Origin of the sequence: Massilia pinisoli, assembly GCF_024753285.1 — a bacterium.
GTDB lineage: Bacteria > Pseudomonadota > Gammaproteobacteria > Burkholderiales > Burkholderiaceae_D > Telluria > Telluria pinisoli.
This window is the reverse complement of sequence record NZ_JANUGW010000002.1, coordinates 269,769-292,052: the sequence shown is the minus strand read 5'-3', so window position 1 is coordinate 292,052 and position 22,284 is coordinate 269,769. Positions and strand designations below refer to the sequence as shown.

Below are 22,284 nucleotides of genomic sequence, written 5' to 3'. Positions count from 1 at the left end.
GAATCAGAACAGCTTGACCTTCAGCTGCACGGAAATTCCGCCATACAAGCGATCCTTGTAGGTGGGGATCACGCCGACGTTGAGGCCGACACGCTGGTATTCGTACGTGAACGTGGGAATCACGGCCGGGAACCAGCCACGGTCGCGCATCTTCGGATAGCCGTCGAATGCTGCGATCGCGGCACCGAGGCGCACGGGTCCCAGCGCGTACGGTTGCCACAGCACGCCCGCGTAGTTCGAGTAATAGCGGTCGCTGTTGACGAAGCGGCCGGCAGCCGCGGCCATCGTGCCGGAGAAGCGGTACTCGACCCCGATGCCGCGGTTGCCGCCGTTGAGGTTCTTGTCGTGGTCGAAGTGGTACGTGGCGAAGCCGCTGTCGATCCACAGCTCGCTCTTCGGGTCGGCGGCTATCTTCGTGAACAGGTCATCGGCATGCGCGCAGGCGCCGGCCAGCGCGAGCGCGCACGTGGCGAATATGTGATACGGCTTCAATCGTCGGCCTTCGGGTCGAGGTTGGGGAACATCACTTCGGTGTAGCCGAAGCGGGAAAAGTCGCGGATGCGCATCGGGTACAGGATGCCGTGCAGATGGTCGACCTCGTGCTGCACGACGCGCGCATGGAAACCATCCACGTCGCGCACGATGGCGCGCCCGTACTGGTCGACGCCTTCGTAATGCAGCTGCGTGTAGCGCGGCACGCTGCCGCGCAGTCCCGGCACCGACAGGCAGCCTTCGAAGCCCTCTTCGATCTCTTCCGACAGCGGTGTCAACACCGGGTTGATCAGCACCGTCTCCGGCACGGCGGGCGCGTCGGGATAGCGCTGGTTCTTGCCGAAGCCGAAGATCACGAGCTGCAGGTTGACGCCGATCTGCGGCGCGGCGAGGCCGGCGCCGTCGACGGCGTGCATCGTCTCGAACATGTCGGCAATGAGCGCATGCAGTTCCGGCGTGTCGAAGTCGCGTACGGGTTCGGCCACGCGCAGCAGGCGCGGGTCGCCCATTTTCAGGATCTCGCGGATCGTCATTTCGGCAGGTCCGCACACAATTGCGCGAGGAATTCGCGGTAGCCTTCGGCCGTCTCGGGGTGCTTCATGCCGATGGCGGCCGTCGCTTTCAGATACCCCAGCTTGGAGCCGCAGTCGTAGCGCGTGCCGGCATAGCGGTACGCGAGCACGCGTTCGCGCGACATCAAGGACGCAATGCCGTCCGTCAGCTGGATTTCGCCGCCGGCGCCCGTGCCCAGGTTTTCCAGGTGCTCGAAGATCGCGCCCGACAGCACGTAGCGGCCCACGACGGCCAGGGTGGACGGCGCGTCCTCGGGCTTCGGTTTCTCGACGATGCCCGACACGAGTTCCAGATCCGGCCGGTAGGCGCGTGCGCTGACGATGCCATACTGGCGCGTGTTCGCGCGCGGCACGTCCTGCACGGCGAGCACGCTGCACTTCTCGTAGCCGTACAAATCCGTCATCTGCGCCAGCACGGGCTTGTGGCCGTCGGCCGTGTCCATGAAGTCGTCGGCCAGCAGCACGGCGAACGGTTCGTTGCCGATCACCGGGCGCGCGCACAGCACGGCATGGCCCAGGCCCAGCGCGGCCGGCTGGCGGATGTAGATGCAGTTGACGTTCTTCGGGATGACTTGCTGCACGAGCTTCAGCAACTCCTTCTTGCCGGCCGCTTCCAGCTCCGATTCCAGCTCGTACGCCTTGTCGAAATGGTCTTCGATGGCGCGCTTGTTACGGCCCGTGATGAACACCAGTTCCGTGATGCCGGCGGCCACCGCCTCCTCGACCGCGTACTGGATCAGCGGCTTGTCGACGATGGGCAGCATTTCCTTCGGCTGCGCCTTGGTCGCCGGCAGGAAGCGGCTGCCAAGGCCCGCGACGGGGAATACGGCTTTCTTAATTGCGGTCATTGTGAAGCTCCATCCATTATTGAGTTGTATTCTGTGCGCCGCCCAGCAGCGCGAGCAGACCGGCTTCGTCCAGCACGGTCACGCCGAGCTGCTCGGCCTTTTCCAGCTTGCTGCCCGCCTCCGCGCCGGCGACGACGTACGACGTCTTCTTCGACACGGAACCGGACACCTTACCGCCGGCCTGTTCGATCAGCGCGCCCGCGGCGTCGCGCGACATCGTGGGCAAAGTGCCGGTCAGCACGAACGTCTTTCCGGTCAGCGGGCCGGCGGCATCGACGGCATCCTGCGGCAGTAGCGCCAACAGCTCGGCGCGCAACGCGGCCAGCGCGGCCAGCATGTCACGGTTGCCAGGCTCGCCCATCCATTGTTCGAGCGCGCCGGCCACGCCGTCCGGCAAGCCGAACACGGTGAAGATCTTCAGGTGCGCGAGGTCGTCCAAAGTGCGGCCATCGGCCAGCAACTGGCGCGCGCGCGGCTCCGTCAGCTTCGGAATCCCGAGCGCGGCCAGCAGACCCACGTCGTCGAGTTTTTCGCGCAACTGGGCGCGCGGCGGATGCTCGCCCTGCGGCGTAACGCCGGCGGCGAGCAAGGCGTCGAGCGCCTGCTGGTTCTTCTGTTCCGCGAAAAAGTCGGCGATGGCTTCCGCGACCGTGCCGCCGATGTCGGGCAGCACGCGCAGCAGCGCGGCGGGCGCGCGCCGCACGAGGTCCAGGCTGCCCAGCCAGTCGGCCAGCGTCTTTGCCGTCGACTCGCCCACGTGGCGGATGCCCAGCGCGAACAGCAGGCGTTCCAGCGGCGGATGCTTGCTGGCGGCGATGGCGGCCAGCAGGTTGTCGGCCCATTTCGTCGCGACCTTGCCCTGCTTGACGGTCTCCGGCGTCGTGCCGTCGCGTTCATCGGCAAGACGTTTCATTTTGAGGAGATCGTCCAGGGTGAGGCGGTACAGGTCCGCGACGCCGTGGATCAGGTCCGCTTCCACGAGGCTGTCGATGTAGCGGTCGCCGAGGCCCTCGATGTCCATCATGCGGCGGCCCGCGAAGTGGCGGATCGCTTCCTTGCGCTGCGCGGCGCACGTCAGGCCGCCGGAGCAGCGCGCGATGGCCTCGCCCTCTTCGCGCACGACGTGCGAGCCGCACACGGGGCACGTCTTCGGCAACTCGTACACAGGTGGAATCGGCGTCGGACGGCGTTCCAGCACGACGGACAGCACTTCCGGGATGACGTCGCCGGCGCGGCGCACGACGACCGTATCACCCACGCGCACGTCCTTGCGCCGCACCTCGTCCTCGTTGTGCAGCGTGGCGTTCGTGACGGTGACGCCACCGACCGAGACGGGCACGAGCCGCGCCACGGGCGTAATCGCACCGGTGCGGCCCACCTGCACGTCGATGGCGGACACGGTCGTCAGCGCTTCCTCGGCCGGGAATTTATGCGCGAGCGCGAAGCGCGGCGCGCGCGACACGAAGCCCAGCTCGCGCTGGTCCGCGAGGCGGTCGACTTTATATACGACGCCGTCGATCTCGTACGGCAGCGCCTTGCGGCGCGCGCCGATGTCGCGGAAATAGCCCAGCATGCCCTCGCAGCCGGTGACCACCGCGCGTTCCTTCGACACGGGCAGGCCCAGTTGATCGAGCCAGTCGAGCGCCTTCGAGTGCGACTCCGGCAGCGCGGCGCCTTCCAGCAGGCCGATGCCGTAGGCGAAGAAGCGCAGCCGGCGCTGCGCCGTAATGCGCGCGTCGAGCTGGCGCAGGCTGCCCGCCGCGGCATTGCGCGGGTTCGCGAATTCCTTCTGGCCCGCGTCGCGCTGGCGCTGGTTCAGGCGTTCGAAGTCTTCCTTGAACATCAGCACTTCGCCGCGCACTTCCAGCACGTCGGGGATGTCGTCGCCGCGCAGCCGCAGCGGAATCACGCGCACCGTGCGGATATTCGCCGTGACGTCCTCGCCCGTGTAACCGTCGCCACGCGTGGCGGCCTGCACGAATACGCCATTCTCGTACCGTAAGCTCATCGCGAGGCCGTCGAATTTCAGCTCGGCCGCATACTGCACGTGCGCATGACCCAGGCCGTCGCGCACGCGGCGGTCGAAGTTGTCGATGTCATCAATGGAGAAGCCGTTGTTCAGCGACAGCATCGGCACAGCATGCGTGACCTGCTTGAATTCCGGGATCGGCGCCGCGCCCACGCGCGACGTCGGCGAGTCCACCGACACGGCCTGCGGATGCTGCTCTTCCAGCGCCTGCAGTTCGCGGAACAGGCGGTCGTACTCGGCGTCGGGAATCGTCGGCGCGTCGAGCACGTGGTAGTTGTAGATGTGGTGGTTCAGCTCCTTGACGAGCCACGCCATCCGTTCCAGGTCGGCCTGCGGTCCGCTCATCGTCACCTCAGCTGAACAGGCGCAGCGCGCGCGTGGAGCCGGCCGCGATGTCGGACGCGTCCATCTCCTGGTAGAACTCGCGCACCTGGCCCGCGATCTCTTCCAGCGTGGCATCCGTCAGCGGCTGGTCGTAGTCGTCGACGATGGCCGCGTCCAGGCGCTGCACGAGATCCTTCGCGCAGGCGACCATCTTGCCGAAGCCATCGCGCGCCGGGGCCACGCACGGCACGTCCAAGAGCAGCGTGAGGCGCGACGTCGTGTCGGCGCCCAAGGTGACGTTGGTCGACAGGGTGAACAAGGTGCCGCCGCCCTCTTCGCGGTCGGGCATCACGAACTTGCCGTCCGGGCGCACGTCGAAGCCGGCGTTTTCCAGCGCGCCGATCAACGTGGCCATCGCCCACGGCGCCCCTTTCGACGCCAGGTTCACGCCCAGTTGCGCATCGTGGCCGGCGACGAAGCGGTGCAGCGTCTTCGCCTCGCTCATCACTTCGATCATGTCCGGCACTTCCGGCTCGGCGCCAATCTCGTCGCCAACGGCGCGCAGGCGCGTGACCATCTCCGAGTATTCCAGTTCGTTCAGCGCCGTCGTGCGCGTGGCCAGCTGGACGCCGGCCTGCAACTTCGTGTACACGCCGCCGTGCACGATCGGTTCCCAGTCGCCGTTCACGGCGAGGCCGACGAAGTGCACGGGCTTGTTGCCGACGCGGCGCAGCTTCACGAGCGCGGGCAGGATGCGGTCGCCGCGCAGCGGGCCTTCCGAATTCAGCGGGATCAGGCAGTCGATCAGCGGGTCGACGAGGTTTTCTGCCAGTTGCGCGGGCGGCGTGTCCGGCTTCACGGCGGGCAGACCCGCGATCGGGTCCAGCGCGGCGGCGGCTGCCGGCATCGGTGCAGCCGCGGGCACGGCGCCCGGCGCGGCATGCTGCAGCGGCTCGGCCATGATGCTCGGTTCGATCAACGCGTCGTGGTTCGGCAGCGCGCCGTCCAGCACGGGCTCGTGGCGCCCCGCGTGCGCGGGGGCGACGTCCGCGCCACCCGTCATCAGCACGTCGTCGTGGTCGTGCGCGAACGCGCGCTCCACGCTCTTGCGGGCCTTGTACTCCTGCCACTTGTTGTAACTAATGACGCCGACGACGAAGACGCCGCCGGCCGCGATCAGGCTCATTTGAAGGTCTGTCATGCTGCTTGTGCCTCAGTAGCGAAATTCGCGGCGGACTCCATGTCCACCGCCACGATGCGCGATACGCCCTGCTCCTGCATCGTCACACCGATCAGTTGGTTGGCCATCTCCATCGCGATCTTGTTGTGCGAGATGAAGAGGAATTGGGTATGGTCCGACATGCGCTTGACCATGCGGCAGAAGCGCTCCGTGTTGGCGTCGTCCAGCGGCGCGTCGACCTCGTCGAGGAGGCAGAACGGTGCCGGGTTCAGGCGGAACATCGAGAACACGAGCGCCGTCGCCGTCAGCGCCTTCTCGCCGCCGGACAGCAAATGGATCGTCGCGTTCTTCTTGCCCGGCGGCTGGGCCATCACCTGCACGCCGGCGTCGAGGATCTCGTCTCCGGTCATCACGAGCTTCGCTTGGCCGCCGCCGAACAGGATCGGGAACAGTTCCGAGAAATGGTGGTTGACGCGGTCGAACGTGTCCTGCAGCAGGTCGCGCGACTCGCGGTCGATGCGCGCGATCGCGCCTTCCAGCGTGCCGATCGCTTCCTGCAAATCGTTGTTCTGCGCGTCGAGGAAGCGCTTTCTCTCCGTCGCCTGTGCCAGTTCCTCGACGGCCGCCAGGTTGACGGCACCGAGCGCCGCGATGGCATTCGTCAGGCGCGTCACCTCGCCCTGCAGGTAGGCGGGCTTCAGGTCCGGGTCGAGTTTTTCGGCCAGCGCCGCTTCGTCGGCACCCGTGGCGGACAGCGCTTCCGCGAACTGTTCCTGGTTCAGGCGCGCGGCCTGTTCCTTCAGTTGCATCTCGGTGATGCGCCCGCGCTGCGGCTCCAGGCCCCGCTCCGCCTGCAGCTTCGCCTCTTCGGCCGCGCGCAGCTGCTGCGTCAGCTGGTCCAGTTCGTGGCGCGCGTCGGCCAGCGCTTTTTCCTGTTCCGTGCGGCGCGCCAGCAAGCCTTGCAAGCCCTCGGCCGCCGCGCCGGATTCCAGCGCTTCCAGTTCCACCTTGCCGGCCGCGATGCTGTCCAACACCTGCGCGGCCTGCTGCTGCGCCGTCGCGATCGTGCGGCGCAATTCCTCGATGCGCGTGCGCTGCGTCTTTTCCGCGAACACGGCTTCCTGCGCGGCGCGCTCCAGGTCGCGCAGGCGGTTGCGCGCCTCGGCCAGTACGCGTTCCTGTTCCTGGAACTCGACCTGGCCATCCTCGTGCGCGCCCTGCAGCTCGGCCAGTTCGATGTCGAGCTCCTCGAACTGCGCTTCCGCTTCCGCCTTCGCCTGTCTCTGCTCCGCTTCCTGCGCGGCGATCTCGTCGAGGTCCGCCGCGATCTGGCCGCTGCGCTGGTTGAAGCGCGCCTCGACCTCGGCCTGTTTCACCACGTCGATCTGCAGCGCATGCACTTCGCGCTGCAACATCGTGACCTTCTGGCGGCCATCCTGCAAGCGGCGCTGTAGGTCGGCGACCGCCGCGTCGGCGCGCGTCGCGCGCGTGCGGACCTCGTCCAGCAGCAGCGCTTGCGCACGCAGCTGCTTGCCGATGTTGTCGATCTCGTGCTGGCGCGCGAGCACGCCGTCCTGCTCGGCGTCGGCCGCGTAGAAACGCACACTGGCACTCGTGACCATATGGCCTTGCGGCGTGACGAAGCACCCGCCCTGCGGCAGCTTGCCGCGCTGCGCGAGCGCCGTGCCGGGGTCGTCGGCCGCGTACACGCCGAACAGCCAGTCGTCCAGCAGGCCGCGCAGGCCCGGGTCGTTCAATTTGAGGAGACTCGCGAACGGTTTCAGGCCGTGATGATCCGGCGTGCCGGCACTGCCCGTCGCAGGAGAATACAGCGCGAGGCGCGCGGGCGGCGCATCGCCGAAGAAGCCGCGCGCCCAGTCCAGGTTCGACACTTCCAGCGCGCCCGTGCGCTCGCGCAGCACCGATTCCAGCGCCGTTTCCCAACCCGCTTCGATGTCGAGCTTCTGCCACAGGCGCGGCAGCTTGTCCAGTTCGTGCTTCTGCAGCCATGGCTGGACTTTGCCTTGCGTCTGCACGCGTTCCTGCAACTGGCGCAACGCGGACAATCTCGCTTCCAGCTTCGCGCTCGCGCTCGATTCCTGCTGGACCTGCGCATGCGCGTCGCGCCGTTCCTGCTCGACGGCTTCCTGGCGACTCGCCGCCTCTTCCAGCATGAAGTTCTGTTCTTCCAGCGCCTGCTGCTTTTCTTCCAGCTGCAGGCGCAGGTTGTCGAGGTGGCCCGCGTCCGGCAGGTTCAGGCCACCGCGCTCCTGCTGCAGGCGCTCGCGCCGCGTGGCCAGGTTCGCGAGGATGTTCGACGCGTTGCGCTGGTGCGCGGACGACAGCTCGATGCGCTGCTGGATCTGCATGATGCGCGCACGCGATTCCGTCGACTTGCTCTGCGCGTCGCGCCACGCCGCTTCGAGATCGGGCAGGCGCTCGTTCTGTGCTTCCGCCGCGATCTGCGCGCCTTCGACGCGCGCCGCGAGCTCTTCGAGTCGGAACTCCGCCTCTTCGATCTGCTCCTGCGTCTCGTTCGCCTGGTTCAGCCATTGCTCGCGCTGCGCGGTCAGGGTGCCGATCTGGTTCTGCAGCCGCGTGCGCGACTCGAACACGAACTTGATCTGCGCTTCCAGGCTGCCGATCTCGGAATTGGTCTGGTACAGCGCGCCCTGCGCGGCGTGCAGGCGGTCACCGGTTTCGTAGTGCGCCTGGCGCATGCGTTCCAGGTCAAGCTCGAGGCTGCGCAGCTTGGCGTTCTGCTCTTCCAGGCCGGTCTGCGCCTGCTCCATCTCCTGGAACCAGCGCAGCTGCTCGGCCTTCGCCTCGTTGCGGCGCAGGAGCCACAGCAGTTTCTGCTTTTCTTCCTGGTCCGCCTGGAGCTGGTGGAAGCGGTTGGCGACCGCGGCCTGCGCCTCGAGCTTTTCCAGGTTGGCGTTCAGCTCGCGCAGGATGTCTTCCACGCGCAGCAGGTTCTCGCGCGTGTCCGACAGGCGGTTTTCCGTCTCGCGTCGGCGCTCCTTGTACTTCGAGACGCCCGCCGCTTCCTCGAGGAACACGCGCAGCTCTTCCGGGCGCGATTCGATGATGCGCGAGATCATGCCCTGGCCGATGATGGCGTAGGCGCGCGGGCCGAGGCCCGTGCCGAGGAAGATGTCCTGGATGTCGCGCCGGCGCACGGGCTGGCCGTTGATGAAATACGTGGACGTGCCGTCGCGCGTGAGCGTGCGTTTGACGGCGATCTCCGCGTACTGGCCCCACTGCCCGGCCGCCTTGCCCGCGCTGTTGTCGAATACGAGTTCCACGGACGCCCGGCCGGCGGGCTTGCGGTTCGTCGAGCCGTTGAAGATCACGTCCTGCATCGACTCGCCGCGCAGCTCCGACGCTTTCGATTCGCCCAGCACCCACCGTACGGCATCGATGATGTTCGATTTGCCGCATCCGTTCGGGCCAACCACGCCGACCAGCTGCCCCGGCACCTGGAAATTGGTGGGATCGACGAAAGACTTAAATCCCGACAATTTGATGGAGGATAGACGCACGTTCGCTTATGGTCAGGGGGAAGTCGATAAAGGCTGCATCATACCATCTGTGCCTTGCTTTTCGGCCAAGTTTTGGCCGGTGTGCGTGCCTGTCAGGTACGGAGGGCGCCAAAGCGCGGCGGTGCGGCGAGCGGACCTTGAGTCCGCCCATGGCCATCAGGGGTATGCCGCGTGGGTACAAGGATGGGTGACGGCTCGACTATAACCCGGCCGGGTGACGGGTACCAACACATGGCGCGCACCCTGTGTCCGCACGTAACGCCAACAAACCGCAGGCGTCCGCGTGGGCACAGGGGTGTCCACGCTACGATGTTCGCATTGCCGTTGGGTGGACATTCGAGGCCGGGGGGATTGATGCCGGGGGCATCGATCCAATGACACGTGGCCGCGCGAATGCGGACGTTACGGCATCGCGAGCGCAACGGACGGGTCGTTGACGGCCCCTTGCGCCATCGCCTCGGACAACACCTGCCCCACGACGCCGTCGATGGCAAGCACCCGCGCGCTGCCGCCGTTCAGCGCGGCGGCCAATTTCTCGGCGGGCAGCGAGAACGCTTCGCGCCGGCCTGCGCCGGAGAAAATGAACAGCGTGCGCAACGGACTCACCCACGCCAGCTTGACCTTGCGCGCGCCCTCGGCCGTGCGGAATTCGAGCCACATGCCCCGCTCGAGGCCGTCGACGGCGGACACCTCGGCCTCGCGCGCCGCCGCCCGGTCGAGGGCTGCGTTCTCCAGTTCGACGCGGCGCAGCGCATCCTGCTGGGCGGCCTCGACGGCCAGTTCCAGCTGGCGCTCCGGCGACAGTTCGATCGGCGCACGCACGATCGCGGCGTGGTACTCCGCCAGGCGGGCAAAGAACTGCAGCCGCTCCGCATCCTGCCATTTGATCGCATCGAGCCACTTGTTCAACGTGGCGAGCAGGCGCGGCAGCCGCGCGATCAGGGACTTGCGCTGCTCCTGCGTGGCCTTCGGCTTGACGCTCCAGATCAGGTCGTCCATGGCGCGCGTCGCGTTGCCGACGGCCCCCGGGCGCGTGTCCTCGATCGTGTATGCGAACGTCAACACCGTCGCCCAGCGCTGCTCCAGGAAGCCGCTGACGACGTCGATGACGCCGCCGCCCTGCACGCGCAGCGCGATGGCGTCGCGGGCCTGGCGCGCCGCCACATCGTGTTTTTCCTGCCGTAGGGCGCTGGCGACGGGCGCGGCGAGCGCTTCTTCCTGCGCCGTCTCGTCGGCGGCGATGCCCGCTTCCAGCTCGGCGACGGCATCGGCGAACGCGTCCGGCTGCGCCTCCCCCACGCGCGCGACGCTACGCTGCATGGCCTGGAACAGCGGATCGTCGGGGTTCTCGTGCTGTTCCCAGCCGACGCGCGACATCAGGTCGACGAGGCGGCGTGCGGGATGCGCTTCCTCGAAGAAGAAATTCTTGTCCAGCAAGGCCGCCTTCAGCACGGGCACTTGCAGCACCTGCAGCAATTCGCGCGCGCGGGGCGGGATGCTGTCGTCCAGCAGCACGGTCTCGAACACGCGCGACAGCAAGTCCAGCGTGCGCTCGTCGCGCCGCGGCAGGCTGCCCTGCGGCAAGCTCTGCTTCAGGCGCGGCAGGTAGAACACGTTGTGCGGCGGCGCACCGGTTGCGCAGTCGGACGGCGCGGCGGCCCCGCCCTCGGCGGCATGCGCCAGCACCGGCTCGATACGCGCCAGCACATCGAGCAGCGGCGCCGCGCCGCCATATTGCGCGAGCGTTCCCTGGACGGCTGCCGACCAGCCGACCTGGACCGCTTCGGCGGACGGGGCCTGGCCGTGTCCGGGAGCGAACTGCGGCGGCAGGCCCGATCCAGCGCCGGCGGCGGCCGGTCCGAAGCCGGCACCTGGCGCGACCGCCGTGTGTGCGCCCTGCCCGGTCGCGCCCAGCCCGAAACCGGCGGTCGGCGCACCGTGCGGGGCGCCCGCTGCGGCCGGTGCAAAGCCGGCCGCAGTGTGGGCAGGCAAGCCTGATGGGCCCATGAATCCGGATGCCGCCTGCGCACCGGGCGCCGCGACGCCAGGCGCGCCTGCCGCGACAGTCGCCGCGCCCGGGCTCGGCGCCACCCCGACCGGTTGCACCGCCGCAGCGAAACCGATCGCGCTGCCGTGCGGCACGGTGCCGGCCGACAGCCCGCCCACACCGCTGGCGCCGGCGACCGCCTGGGCCGCGTCCGATACAGTGGCCGGCTGCGCGGGCGGCGCCGCAAATGCGCCTGCCCCGCTGGGGCGCCAGCCGCCGCCGCTGGACGGCAGCGTGGGCAAATCCGGTATCAAGGGCACGCCATCCTCGCCGCCATCGTCGCCGAACAGCCTGCGCAATTGTTCGGCGAGCGCGGCGCGCTGGCCCGCGCGGGCCGCCTTCGCGGCGGCCGTACCGTCTGTCTTCTGGATGCGGTAGGCGTCGACGGAGCCCGGCTGCCCCACCTTGCGCAGCGCGGCGACGAGCGCGTCGAGCAGCGGGGCAAAGTCGAACAGGATCTCCGGGCGCAGCAGGATCTGGACGAGGCCGTGGGCCTCGGCTTCCGGCTCGAACTCGCGCCATGCGTCGTCGATGGCACCGAGGAAGACGTCGGGCCGGAACGGATTGCTGTCGGCCCGAAGCACGCCGCGCCCCAGCAGCATCCCGAGCCGCACGGCCAGTGTGGCGAGCGCATCGGAATGGGTAATGTCGAACGGCCGGGCCAGCGCACCGAGCGCGAGGCGGCTGTCCATCTCTTCGAGCGGGACGAGGGTCAGCGTGGCGGCCGACGGGCGTTGCGCGGCGGCCTGCGGTGACAGCCGGTCGAGTTCGCGGCGCACGGCCGCGTCGATGGCGCCGGACGCCAGGTGGAAGAATGCGTAGGCATTGTCCTTGAGGAGGCGTGCCGATTTGACGCGATGGTACACCTGCTGCGGATCGCCCTGCTGCTGCCCCACGTCGCCGAGCGCCGCGGCCATGCGGGCCGTCATCGCGGTCAAGTGTTCCTTGACGTAGTCGGCGACGATACCGGCGAGCGCGTCCAGCGTCTCCTGCTGCGGGGACGCAGTCTTGGCGGCCGGCGTCTGGACATGGCTTGAGGTCATCGTGCGCGTTGGAATGGGGTGCATTCCTATTGTGGCACATAATTTCCAAGTGGCAATGGAAATCAACCGCCTCGGCGTGACGGACGGCGCCGATCTAACGGAACAGCGAAAAATGCTTATGCTATTAAAGAGCCTTCTGGATGCGGTAAAACGCTATGTTGCGCCGCAAGATACGATTGCTGGCGAATAAGATTATGCGAATAATGCTCTAGAGAAGAAAATTATTGCTTTCGAAATGCGTCTAGTCCTACAACAGTCCAAGAGTTGATCCGATACCCGTTCAACTGCCGGGCTCTCATGATTGCAACACCGACATCGCTACCAAATATCAATGTTTGGTAGAAACTTTTCGGCAAGCACGACATCTCCACTATCGAAAGGAATGATCATGGCGAACAAAAATTCTTCGCGCTCGGGCAACCAGGGCGGCTCCCACGAACAGCACGTCAAGGCTGGCCAGCAAAGCCACAAGAACGACGGTAACAAACAGTCGGGCTCCGGCTCGGGCTCGCGTTCGGGCGGCTCGGGCGGCACCCGCGGCGGCACGCCGGAGCAGCATGCCGAGGCCGGCCGTCAAAGCCACAAGAACGACAACAAGCGCTGATCGCGGTGCACGCCGGACCGGTCCGATTTCCGGGCCCGGTCATCAACGGTAGCCACACAGGAAGTACGGAAAGAGCCTGAAGCGGGACACCGCTACAGGCTCTGTCTGTTTTGGCGAAGCGTGGACGCGGGGGCGCCGCCCGGGCAGACGGCACGGCGACCCGTAATCAGATATTGCGCAGGTACGACCCCTTGGGCGGCGCAAAGTCGCGGATGTCGTCGATCATGCCCGCCACCTTCGCGTCGCGCGCGTTCAGGTGCAGGTCGCCGTACTGGTGGATGCCCCACTGCTCGGGGGTCAGCTCGACGGTCTTGCGCAGGATCGATTCCGTGCGCGCGTCGTCGGCGCGCAAACCCTCGACGATGATGTTCAGGGCATCCGGACGGGACCCCGGCGACGCCGTCGCATGCGACTTGTGGATCATGAAGCGCGCCGTCTCGCTCGCATAGCGCTGTTTACCCGCCAGGAACAGGATCACGGCGATCGACGCGACGGCGCCCCCGTTGTACATGATGCACTCGACGGGCGCATTGGCCAGGAAGTTGTACAGGCACAGGCCGTCGCTGACGTAGCCGCCGTTCGACTGCACGAGGATGTGCGCCGTCTCGAGGCCGTCGTCGTTCATGCCGGCCACCGCTTCGAAGACGCGGTGCACCATGTCGCTGTTCACGTCGCCGGACAGGGTGAAATACCCTTCCTTCGGTTTTGCTTGATCTTCGCTCATAGTGGGGTCTCTTCTATCGCAAGGTCGTTGGGGCAAGTGTAACAAAACCCGTCCGCACGCTCATCGTGCCACACTGCAATAGTGCGCGCCCTTCGCGCGCCCGTGCCGGGCGCCCCTTGCTGGCCCACTTGCCGGATTGACTTCCCGTCACCTCTGACATAGACTTCGCAGTCTTGACCGGGAGAGCGCAGCGCAGGCTGCCGCCGAAGGGGCATCACCCAAAAACTCTCAGGCAACCGGACCGGTCGAGGGCTGCTGCGCAATGCGCGGCGGACCAACTCTGGAGAGCGGCCCGTGCGGCCCACCGAAGGGGCAGGCGGACAGCATCGAGCATGCGCCGCTATCTCTCAGGTACCGAGGACAGAGGGGTACGAAAGCATGCGGGCGACCGCGTGCGCGACCCCATTTTCTGCCGAGGATCCATCCATGACGCTCAAAGCGACCCCGCTCAATTCCGTACACCGTGCCGCTGGCGCCAAGATGGTCGACTTCGGCGGCTGGGACATGCCCGTCAACTACGGCTCCCAGATCGAGGAACACAATGCGGTGCGCGGCGATGCCGGCATGTTCGACGTGTCCCATATGTGTGTCGTCGACCTGAAAGGCGCCAACGTGCGCCCCTTCCTGCGCGGTCTCCTCGCGAACAACGTCGACAAGCTGCAGGCACCGGGCAAGGCCCTGTACTCGTGCATGCTGAATCCGCAGGGCGGCGTCATCGACGACCTGATCGTCTACTACTTCGCCGACGACTGGTTCCGCCTCGTCGTCAACGCGGGCACGGCCGAGAAGGACATCGCCTGGATCCGCCAGCAGAACGATGCCACCAACAGCGGTCTGACCATCACGCCGCGCCGCGCCGACCTGAGCGCTGACGGCATCGCCCTCGTCGCCGTGCAGGGCCCGAACGCCCGCGCGAAAGTGTGGCAGGTCGTGCCGCAGACGCAGGCGCCGTCGGAAGGCCTGAAGCCGTTCAACGCCGTCATCGTGGACGGCACGCCGTTCGGCGAACTGATGGTCGCGCGCACCGGCTACACGGGCGAGGACGGCTTCGAGATCGGCGTGCCCGCGAGCCAGGTCGAGGCGCTGTGGAACGCCCTCGCCGCCGCCGGCGTGAAACCCGCAGGTCTCGGCGCGCGCGACACGCTGCGCCTGGAAGCGGGCATGAACCTGTACGGCCAGGACATGGACGATACCGTGTCGCCGCTGGACGCCGGCCTCGCCTGGACCGTCGACCTCGTGTCCGAGCGCGCCGGCGCCCCGGACGGTTTCATCGGCAAGGCCGCGCTGCAGCAGCAAGGTCAGAAGCAGAACTTCGTCGGCCTGATCCTGCGCGAAAAAGGCGGCATCCTGCGCGCCCACCAGAAGGTCGTGGCCGCCTCGGGCAACGCCGGCGAGATCACGAGCGGCACGTTCAGCCCGTCGATGCAGCAGGCGATCGCGCTCGCGCGCGTGCCGCTGGACGTCGCCGTCGGCGACACCGTGCACGTCGAAATCCGCGACAAGAAACTGGCCGCATCCGTCGTCAAGCTGCCGTTCGTGCGTAACGGCAAGATCCTGGCATCCTGATCGAACAACACTATACTTACCGCACCATCCATCACTACGGAGTTACGTACATGAACATCCCAGCCGACCTGAAGTACACCGAATCCCACGAATGGGTCCGTCAAGAGGCCGACGGCACCCTGACCGTGGGCATCACCGAATACGCGCAGGACGCCCTGGGCGACATCGTGTTCGTCGAACTGCCGCAGGTCGGCAAAGCCTTCACGGCGGGCGATGACGCCGCCGTCGTCGAATCCGTCAAGGCCGCCAGCGACATCTACGCGCCCGTGTCGGGCACCGTCACGGCCGTGAACCAGGCGACCGCCGACGCGCCGGACTCGATCAACGCGAACGCGTACGACGCCTGGCTGTTCAAGCTGCAGCCGTCCGATCCGGCCGCCTTCAACAACCTGCTCGACGCAGCCGCCTACGGCAAGACCACCGAAGGCTGATCGTTCGTTTCGCAGGCGCGCCCGCACGGCGCGCCTGCCCGTACGTCTTAGTTCGACTCGCCGTCCCTCCCGCGTCACGCCCCACTCACTTTTTTCGTGCCCATCATGACCCGCACCAGCCTGACCCAACTCGAAGCACGCGATGGCTTCATCCCGCGCCACATCGGCCCGTCCGCATCCGAAGAGGCGGCGATGCTGTCCGTACTCGGCTACGCGTCGCGCGCCGCGCTGATCGACGCCGTCGTTCCCGCCAACATCCGCCGCAAGGACAAGCTGGACCTGGGCCAGTTCTTCGAGCCGCTCCCCGAGCAGGCCGCGCTCGCGAAGCTGAAAGGCATCGCGGGTCAGAACAAAGTCATGAAGTCGCTGATCGGCCAGGGTTACTACGGCACGCACACGCCGCCCGTCATCCTGCGCAACATCTTCGAAAACCCGGCCTGGTACACGGCATACACGCCGTACCAGCCGGAGATCTCGCAGGGCCGCCTGGAAGCCATCCTGAACTTCCAGCAGGTCATCACGGACCTCACCGGAATGGGCATCGCCAACGCGTCGATGCTGGACGAAGGCACCGCCGCGGCCGAGGCGATGACCCTGATCCAGCGCGTGGGCAAATCGCAATCGAAAGTGTTCTACGTCGCCGACGACGTGCTGCCGCAGACGCTGGAAGTCGTGCAGACGCGCGCCCTGCCGATCGGCGTCGAAGTGCGCACCGTCGCCGCCGCAGACATCGAGAATCTGACCGAATCGTGCTTCGGCGTCCTGCTGCAATACCCGGGCGTGAACGGCGACGTGCGCGACTACCGCGCGGCTTGCGAGAAGCTGCATGCGGCAGGCGCGATGGTCGTCGTCGCTGCCGACCTGCTGGCGCTGACCGTCCTCACGCCACCGGGCGAATGGGGCGCCGACGTCGTCGTCGGCAACAGCCAGCGCTTCGGCGTGCCGCTGGGCTTCGGCGGCCCGCACGCGGGCTACCTGGCCACGCGCGACGAGTACAAGCGCAGCATGGCGGGCCGCCTGGCCGGCGTCACGATCGACGCCCAGGGCAACCCCGCGTTCCGCCTCGCGCTGCAGACGCGCGAACAGCACATCCGCCGCGAAAAGGCGACATCGAACATCTGCACGGCGCAGGTGCTGCTGGCCGTGATGGCCTCGATGTACGCCGTCTACCACGGCCCGCAAGGCCTCGCGCAGATCGCGCGCCGCGTGCACCGCTACACGGGCATCCTGGCCGCCGCGCTGAAGGGCCTCGGCTTCCAGCTCGCGAACGACACGTATTTCGACACGCTGACCGTCATCGCCGACAATGCGGACGACATCCACCGCGTCGCGAACGAGAACGGCGTCAACCTGCGCCGCATCGATGCGCGCCACGTCGGCATCTCGCTGGACGAGACGATCACCCGCGACGACATCGCCCTGCTGGTAAAAATCTTCGGCGGCGCGGATATCGACTTCGACACCCTGGACAAGGACGCGGCAGACGCGTACCCGGCCGCGCTGTCGCGCACGAGCGCCTACCTGACGCACCCGACATTCAACCGCTACCACGCCGAGCACGAGATGCTGCGCTACCTGCGCGCGCTCGCGGACAAGGACCTCGCCCTCGACCGCACGATGATCCCCCTGGGTTCGTGCACGATGAAGCTGAACGCGACGTCCGAGATGATCCCGGTGACGTGGCCGGAATTCTCGAACATCCACCCGTTCGCCCCTAGCGACCAGACCGTCGGCTACACGGAGATGATCGGCCAGCTAGAAGCGATGCTGTGCGCCGTGACGGGCTACGCGGGCGTGTCGCTGCAGCCGAACGCCGGCTCGCAGGGCGAGTACGCGGGCCTCCTGATCATCAAGAAGTACCATGAATCGCGCGGCGAAGGCCATCGCAACATCTGCCTGATCCCGTCGTCGGCGCACGGCACGAACCCGGCGTCGGCGAACATGGTCGGCATGAAGGTCGTCGTGACGGCGTGCGATGCCAACGGCAACGTCGACCTCGAGGACCTCAAGAAGAAGGCGGAAGAGCACAGCGCCAACCTGGCCTGCGTGATGGTCACCTACCCGTCCACGCACGGCGTGTTCGAGGAAGGCATCAAGGAACTGTGCGAGATCGTGCATGCGCACGGCGGCCAGGTCTATGTCGACGGCGCCAACATGAACGCGCTGGTCGGTGTCGCGGGTCCGGGCCTGTTCGGCGGCGACGTCAGCCACCTGAACCTGCACAAAACCTTCTGCATCCCGCACGGCGGCGGCGGTCCGGGCGTCGGTCCGGTCGCGGTGGCCGAACACCTCGTGCCGTTCTTGCCGAACCAGGCCTCGACCGGCTACCAGCGTAACGAGCAAGGCATCGGCGCCGTCAGCTCGGCCGCCTACGGTTCGGCATCGATCCTGCCGATCTCGTGGATGTACATCGCGATGATGGGCGCGGAAGGCCTGACGGCCGCGACGGAAGTGGCGATCCTCAACGCCAACTACATCGCGCGCCGCCTGGCGCCGCACTACCCGGTGCTGTACACGGGCCACGACGGCCTCGTCGCGCACGAGTGCATCATCGACCTGCGCCCGCTGCAGGACGCCACCGGCATCAGCAACGAGGACGTGGCGAAGCGCCTGATGGACTTCGGCTTCCACGCGCCCACGATGAGCTTCCCGGTGCCGGGCACCCTGATGATCGAGCCGACCGAGTCGGAAGCGAAGGCGGAGCTGGACCGCTTCATCGAGGCGATGATCTGCATCCACGCCGAGATCGTGAAGGTGGAGCGCGGCGAGTACGACCGCATGGACAACCCGCTGAAGGGCGCGCCGCACACGGCGGAAGTCGTGACGTCCGACGACTGGCAGCACACCTATTCGCGCGAAGTGGCCGCCTTCCCGGTGCCGTCGCTGCGCAAGAAGAAGTACTGGCCGCCGGTCGGCCGCGCGGACAACGCGTATGGCGACCGTAACCTCTTCTGTGGTTGCGCACCCATCGAAGATTACGAATAACGACAGGTCTGCGAGTAAGGTAGGGTGGACAGCTCTGCTGTCCACCCTACAAGTCATCATCGATTCTTGCCTCGGCTGCTGGCCAGCCGGAGGTAGGGTCGCCCGGCCCTGCCGGGACGCAGCGCATGCGTTCCCGGCGGGGCCGTTTCGTTTGCTTCCTGTACGGCTTCGTCGAGCCGGAACGCGGCCACCGTGCGCGCAAGGCCGAGCGCCTGCTGCTGCAGCGCACGCGCGGCCAGCGCCGCCTCCTCGACCATGCGCGACCCTTGCTGCGTGAGTTCGTCCATGCGCATGATCGCCTGCGTCGCGCCCGCGAGCTCGCGCGACCGTTCCAGGCCGGCGTCGCCGATACGGTCGACGATGCCGCCCAAATCGTCCACGACTTCCGCCAGGCCGGCCATCGCCGCGCCGACGCCCTGCGCGCAAACACCGCCATCGTCGATGATGGCCACGGTCGCGCGCGCGAGCATGCGTGCGTCGCGGGCCGCCTGGCGCGCGCGCCGGGTCAGCGCGCGTGCCGCCGTTGCACCGTCCTCCCCGTCCGCCGCGCGGGCCAGCGTGCCTTCGAGCGCGGCATTCAGGCGCTCCATGCGTACGGCCGCGCGGCGCACCCGGGCCAGCGTCGCCACGAGGCGGTGCGCGCTCGCGTTGCCCTCGTCCGCGACAGTGTCGGCGCGCGCCGCCAGCGCGCCGGCCGCGCGCGCGCCGGCGGCCCCTGCGTCGAAGGCGTCGGCCATCGCCCGCAGCGACACCGTCGTGCGCTCCAGCGCCTCGCGCACGTGCGCGCGCGGCGGCATCGCGGCGCGGCCCAGCGTGATCTCGCGCGACGCCGCGCCGATCGAACGGGCCGAATCCAGCACGGTGCGCAACCGGCCGTTCAAGCCGCGGATACCCGTGTCGAGCAACCGGGCCGTCTGGCCGATCTCGTCGTCGCCGTATGCGCGGGCGCGGATCGTCAAGTCGCCGCTGGCCAGGCCGCTCGCCGCGGCGCCGATCGCGCCGATGTCCGCCAGCAGCGCGCGCCGCACTGCCGTCGTGATGGCGAGCGCCGCCGCGATCGACAGCGCGATCACGATGGGCACCGCGATCCCGAACAGCCGGACGTCGGCCGCCACGTCGGACGATGCCTGCTCGGACGCGGCCTGCTCGCGCCGCGCGAGTTCCGTCAGGCGCTGGGCGACGACGGCGAACGCACGCTCTGCCTTGACCATGGCGTTGGCGCTGATCGACTGGTCGATGCGGGCGATCTCGATCACGTCGCGCACGGCCGGCACATATTGCGCCCAGGCGGCACGCGCCTGCTCGACGTAGCGCTGCTCGTCCGGACTGTCCGCCGTCTGCCGCGCGAGCCGGGCCAGGTCGCGGTCGACGGCGGCCTGGCGCGACTGCAGGTCGTGCGCGAGCCGGTCGACGCGAAAGCGCGGGAAGCTGCCGCTGATCCACGTGAGCACCTGGTAAGCCTGTGCGTGCGCGGCGCGCGCCGATGTGGACAGGTCGGCCGCGGCGCGCATATTCGCGGCCCGGCGCTGCACGATACTGTCGAGCGACGCGTTCTGGCGTACCATTCCGTAATAGCTGGCGCCGGACAGCAGCACGAGGAGCACCAGCACGACGCCGGGCGCGAGCAGCAGCTTGGAGCCGATGCGCAGGCGGGCCAGCATGCTAGGACGCGGCCCGGTGCGGTAGGTCGAGGGGCAATGCGGATGTCATGGTCTCCTCCTGGCTGAACTAAAATTTCCGGCGTGCATCGAGTGAATGTACGCCGTCCCGCGGCGTGTCCCTTGTGATGGGTCAAGCCCGCAACCGTGAGAAAAGGAGTTCGGATGAGACGTAAAGGCGTGGGCGCATTGCTGTCGGCCCTGGTGTTTCCTGGCGTGGGCCAGTACTACCTGGGGCGGCGCACACGCGGCCTGCTGTTCCTGGCGCCGGCCGCCATCGCCGGTCTGCTGTATTTCAATTTCGCGCTGGGCGAGGCGAACACCGTGGTGGACCAGGTCCTGAGCGGCAAGACGACGGATCCGGCCGCGATCGAGGCGCAGATCGAGAATGCGCCGACGCCGATCGGTGTGAAGCTCGCCGGGATCGTGTTCGTCGTGTGCTACGTGGGGAGTATCGTGGAGGCGCTGGTCGTCAAACCGGCCGCGTGAACGCGTGCGTTTGGTGGGCCATTTCAAGCCCCCGGCTTGAAATGCCCCACCATGCGTGCGGATCGCTTAATCGAGCTTGGCCGCGTGCTCGCGGGTGGCGTGGAACTGCAGCTTGGGCCAGCGCTCCTGTGTGAGGCGCAGGTTGACGCCGGACGTTGCGAGATAAGCGAGGTTGCCCGCCGCATCGTACGCCACGTTGTGCGCGAGCTGCGTCTCGAAGTCGGCCAGCGACTTCTTGTCGTCGCTCGACACCCAGCGCGCGCTGCTCGTGTTCGTGCCCTCGAACACGGCGTCGACGCCGTATTCGTTCAGCAGGCGGCTCGCCACCACTTCGAACTGCAGCACGCCGACGGCGCCGAGGATCAGGTCACTGCCCATCACGGGCTTGAACACCTGCACGGCACCTTCTTCGCCCAGCTGCTGCAAGCCTTTATGGAGCTGCTTGGTCTTCAGCGGATTGCGGATGCGCACGGTGCGGAACAGCTCCGGCGCGAAGTACGGGATGCCGGTGAACGTCAACATCTCGCCTTCCGAGAAGCTGTCGCCGATCTGCATGTTGCCGTGGTTCGGCAAGCCGATGATGTCGCCCGCGTAGGCTTCCTCGACCTGCTCGCGGCTCGACGCCATGAACGTGACGACGGACGACAATTTGACGTCGCGGCCGAGGCGCAGGTGCTTGACCTTCATGCCCTTCTCGAACCGGCCCGAGCACACGCGCAGGAACGCGATCCGGTCGCGGTGCGCGGGGTCCATATTGGCCTGGATCTTGAAGACGAAGCCGGAGAACGGCTGCTCGTCCGGGCGCACGGCGCGCACGGTGGCGTCGCGCTCGCGCGGGGCCGGCGCCCAGTCGATCAGCGCCGACAGGATCTCGCGCACGCCGAAGTTGTTGATGGCGGAGCCGAAGAACACGGGCGTCTGCACGCCGGACAGGAAGCGCTCCAGGTCGAACGGATGCGACGCGCCATGCACCAGCTCCACTTCCATTTTGAGCTGCTCCATCTCGAGCGGGAACATCTCGGCCAGGCGCGGGTTGTCGATGCCCTTGATGATCTCGTAGGCGCCATCGGCCTTCTCTTCGCCGGCCTTAAACAGCATGACTTCGTCGTTCAGCAGGTGGTACACGCCGCGGAAGTTCTTGCCCATGCCGATCGGCCACGTCACCGGCGCGCACTCGATCTTCAGCACGGATTCCACTTCGTCGAGCAGTTCGAGCGGGTCGCGCGTTTCGCGGTCGAGCTTGTTCATAAAGGTGACGATGGGCGTGGCGCGCATGCGGCACACGTCGAGCAGCTTGATCGTCTGTTCTTCCACGCCCTTGGCGGCGTCGATCACCATCAGCGCGGAGTCGACCGCGGTCAGCACGCGGTACGTGTCCTCGGAAAAGTCCTGGTGGCCGGGCGTGTCGAGCAGGTTGATGACGTGGTCGCGGAACTCGAACTGCATCACCGACGACGCCACCGAGATGCCGCGCTGCTTTTCGATGTCCATCCAGTCCGACGTCGCATGGCGGCCGCTCTTGCGGCCCTTGACGGTGCCGGCCAGCTGGATCGCGCCCGAGAACAGCAGCAGTTTTTCGGTCAGCGTCGTCTTGCCGGCGTCGGGGTGGGAAATGATGCCGAAGGTGCGGCGGCGCGCGACTTCGCGCGCGATCGTGGCGGCAGGCTTGCTCGTTAAGGCAGCCTCTTGGCCGTCCTGGATGTCGGTGGTGGTTGCGGCGGTTTCGTTGGACATGGTCTCGCCCTGGGGC

At 67.4% G+C, this 22,284-nt stretch carries 16 protein-coding genes and 2 riboswitches; of the genes, 6 read left to right on the top strand and 10 right to left on the bottom strand.

What is annotated here, in order from left to right; genetic code table 11:
• Nucleotides 1-3: 3 nt before the first annotated feature.
• From NX784_RS03515 to NX784_RS03485, 7 genes are all read right to left on the bottom strand, one after another.
• On the bottom strand, nt 4-492 hold the full coding sequence (locus tag NX784_RS03515) for a hypothetical protein (protein WP_258815307.1): 489 nt from the start codon (nt 490-492) through the stop codon (nt 4-6).
• On the bottom strand, nt 489-1,025 hold the full coding sequence (gene def, locus NX784_RS03510) for a peptide deformylase (RefSeq protein WP_258815306.1): 537 nt from the start codon (nt 1,023-1,025) through the stop codon (nt 489-491). Before def ends, NX784_RS03515 begins: the two co-directional genes overlap by 4 nt.
• Entirely contained in the window at nt 1,022-1,912 is an 891-nt protein-coding gene (gene galU, locus NX784_RS03505; RefSeq protein WP_258815305.1) for a UTP--glucose-1-phosphate uridylyltransferase GalU, read from the bottom strand. The genes def and galU overlap by 4 nt, the downstream gene beginning before the upstream one ends.
• Before the next feature lie 16 nt (nt 1,913-1,928).
• Nucleotides 1,929-4,286 carry an NAD-dependent DNA ligase LigA gene (ligA, locus tag NX784_RS03500; protein WP_258815304.1) on the bottom strand — a complete coding sequence of 786 codons (2,358 nt, stop codon included), beginning with the start codon at nt 4,284-4,286 and terminating at the stop codon, nt 1,929-1,931.
• A 7-nt stretch (nt 4,287-4,293) separates the two neighbouring features.
• Nucleotides 4,294-5,466 (bottom strand): cell division protein ZipA C-terminal FtsZ-binding domain-containing protein, encoded by a 1,173-nt coding sequence (locus NX784_RS03495; protein ID WP_258815303.1) that lies wholly within the window; start codon nt 5,464-5,466, stop codon nt 4,294-4,296.
• The gene (gene smc, locus NX784_RS03490; RefSeq protein ID WP_258815302.1) at nt 5,463-8,987 is read right to left on the bottom strand and encodes a chromosome segregation protein SMC; all 3,525 of its coding nucleotides are present in this window, start codon (nt 8,985-8,987) and stop codon (nt 5,463-5,465) included. Before smc ends, NX784_RS03495 begins: the two co-directional genes overlap by 4 nt.
• 402 nt (nt 8,988-9,389) lie before the next feature.
• Nucleotides 9,390-12,101 (bottom strand): DUF1631 family protein, encoded by a 2,712-nt coding sequence (locus NX784_RS03485; protein WP_258815301.1) that lies wholly within the window; start codon nt 12,099-12,101, stop codon nt 9,390-9,392.
• A 31-nt stretch (nt 12,102-12,132) separates the two neighbouring features.
• Here NX784_RS03485 and NX784_RS03480 point away from each other — a divergent pair, with 31 nt between their 5' ends.
• Together NX784_RS03480 and NX784_RS03475 are read left to right on the top strand one after the other, a co-directional pair.
• Nucleotides 12,133-12,267 (top strand): hypothetical protein, encoded by a 135-nt coding sequence (locus tag NX784_RS03480; protein WP_258815300.1) that lies wholly within the window; start codon nt 12,133-12,135, stop codon nt 12,265-12,267.
• Nucleotides 12,268-12,465: 198 nt separating this feature from the next.
• Nucleotides 12,466-12,681, top strand: coding sequence for a hypothetical protein (locus NX784_RS03475; protein ID WP_229421020.1), 216 nt, complete (start codon nt 12,466-12,468; stop codon nt 12,679-12,681).
• A 166-nt stretch (nt 12,682-12,847) separates the two neighbouring features.
• Here the strand turns inward: NX784_RS03475 and NX784_RS03470 are convergent, their stop codons facing one another.
• Nucleotides 12,848-13,405 (bottom strand): ATP-dependent Clp protease proteolytic subunit, encoded by a 558-nt coding sequence (locus NX784_RS03470; protein ID WP_258815299.1) that lies wholly within the window; start codon nt 13,403-13,405, stop codon nt 12,848-12,850.
• Nucleotides 13,406-13,573: 168 nt separating this feature from the next.
• Nucleotides 13,574-13,659: riboswitch (glycine riboswitch) on the top strand.
• A gap of 16 nt (nt 13,660-13,675) precedes the next feature.
• A riboswitch (glycine riboswitch) is annotated at nt 13,676-13,779 on the top strand.
• A gap of 52 nt (nt 13,780-13,831) precedes the next feature.
• Between NX784_RS03470 and gcvT the strand changes: the two genes are divergently transcribed.
• The 3 genes from gcvT to gcvP all read left to right on the top strand — a co-directional run bounded on the left by gcvT (nt 13,832) and on the right by gcvP (nt 18,387).
• Nucleotides 13,832-14,971: a glycine cleavage system aminomethyltransferase GcvT gene (gene gcvT, locus NX784_RS03465; RefSeq protein WP_258815298.1), complete on the top strand. Its 1,140-nt coding sequence runs from the start codon at nt 13,832-13,834 to the stop codon at nt 14,969-14,971.
• A 50-nt stretch (nt 14,972-15,021) separates the two neighbouring features.
• Complete coding sequence (gene gcvH / locus NX784_RS03460) at nt 15,022-15,402, top strand: glycine cleavage system protein GcvH (RefSeq protein WP_258815297.1); 381 nt, start codon at nt 15,022-15,024, stop codon at nt 15,400-15,402.
• 105 nt (nt 15,403-15,507) lie between these two features.
• Nucleotides 15,508-18,387 (top strand): aminomethyl-transferring glycine dehydrogenase, encoded by a 2,880-nt coding sequence (gene gcvP / locus NX784_RS03455; RefSeq protein WP_258815296.1) that lies wholly within the window; start codon nt 15,508-15,510, stop codon nt 18,385-18,387.
• A 56-nt stretch (nt 18,388-18,443) separates the two neighbouring features.
• Here the strand turns inward: gcvP and NX784_RS03450 are convergent, their stop codons facing one another.
• Nucleotides 18,444-20,048 (bottom strand): MCP four helix bundle domain-containing protein, encoded by a 1,605-nt coding sequence (locus tag NX784_RS03450; RefSeq protein WP_258815295.1) that lies wholly within the window; start codon nt 20,046-20,048, stop codon nt 18,444-18,446.
• Between the two features lie 162 nt (nt 20,049-20,210).
• Between NX784_RS03450 and NX784_RS03445 the strand changes: the two genes are divergently transcribed.
• A complete protein-coding gene (locus tag NX784_RS03445; RefSeq protein ID WP_258815294.1) occupies nt 20,211-20,534 on the top strand; it encodes a DUF6677 family protein in 324 nt (107 codons plus the stop codon).
• Between the two features lie 66 nt (nt 20,535-20,600).
• Here NX784_RS03445 and NX784_RS03440 read toward each other — a convergent pair whose 3' ends face one another.
• Nucleotides 20,601-22,268: a peptide chain release factor 3 gene (locus NX784_RS03440; RefSeq protein WP_258815293.1), complete on the bottom strand. Its 1,668-nt coding sequence runs from the start codon at nt 22,266-22,268 to the stop codon at nt 20,601-20,603.
• Nucleotides 22,269-22,284 lie beyond the last annotated feature (16 nt).

Coding starts and splice junctions, on each gene's coding strand:
- gcvP (WP_258815296.1), top strand. CDS start 15,508: ATGACCCGCACCAGCCTGACCCAACTCGAAGCACGCGATGGCTTCATC.
- galU (WP_258815305.1), bottom strand. CDS start 1,912: ATGACCGCAATTAAGAAAGCCGTATTCCCCGTCGCGGGCCTTGGCAGC.
- NX784_RS03440 (WP_258815293.1), bottom strand. CDS start 22,268: ATGTCCAACGAAACCGCCGCAACCACCACCGACATCCAGGACGGCCAA.
- NX784_RS03480 (WP_258815300.1), top strand. CDS start 12,133: ATGGAAATCAACCGCCTCGGCGTGACGGACGGCGCCGATCTAACGGAA.
- NX784_RS03470 (WP_258815299.1), bottom strand. CDS start 13,405: ATGAGCGAAGATCAAGCAAAACCGAAGGAAGGGTATTTCACCCTGTCC.
- ligA (WP_258815304.1), bottom strand. CDS start 4,286: ATGAGCGGACCGCAGGCCGACCTGGAACGGATGGCGTGGCTCGTCAAG.
- NX784_RS03445 (WP_258815294.1), top strand. CDS start 20,211: ATGAGACGTAAAGGCGTGGGCGCATTGCTGTCGGCCCTGGTGTTTCCT.
- def (WP_258815306.1), bottom strand. CDS start 1,025: ATGACGATCCGCGAGATCCTGAAAATGGGCGACCCGCGCCTGCTGCGC.
- gcvH (WP_258815297.1), top strand. CDS start 15,022: ATGAACATCCCAGCCGACCTGAAGTACACCGAATCCCACGAATGGGTC.
- gcvT (WP_258815298.1), top strand. CDS start 13,832: ATGACGCTCAAAGCGACCCCGCTCAATTCCGTACACCGTGCCGCTGGC.
- NX784_RS03485 (WP_258815301.1), bottom strand. CDS start 12,101: ATGCACCCCATTCCAACGCGCACGATGACCTCAAGCCATGTCCAGACG.
- NX784_RS03475 (WP_229421020.1), top strand. CDS start 12,466: ATGGCGAACAAAAATTCTTCGCGCTCGGGCAACCAGGGCGGCTCCCAC.
- NX784_RS03450 (WP_258815295.1), bottom strand. CDS start 20,048: ATGCTGGCCCGCCTGCGCATCGGCTCCAAGCTGCTGCTCGCGCCCGGC.
- NX784_RS03495 (WP_258815303.1), bottom strand. CDS start 5,466: ATGACAGACCTTCAAATGAGCCTGATCGCGGCCGGCGGCGTCTTCGTC.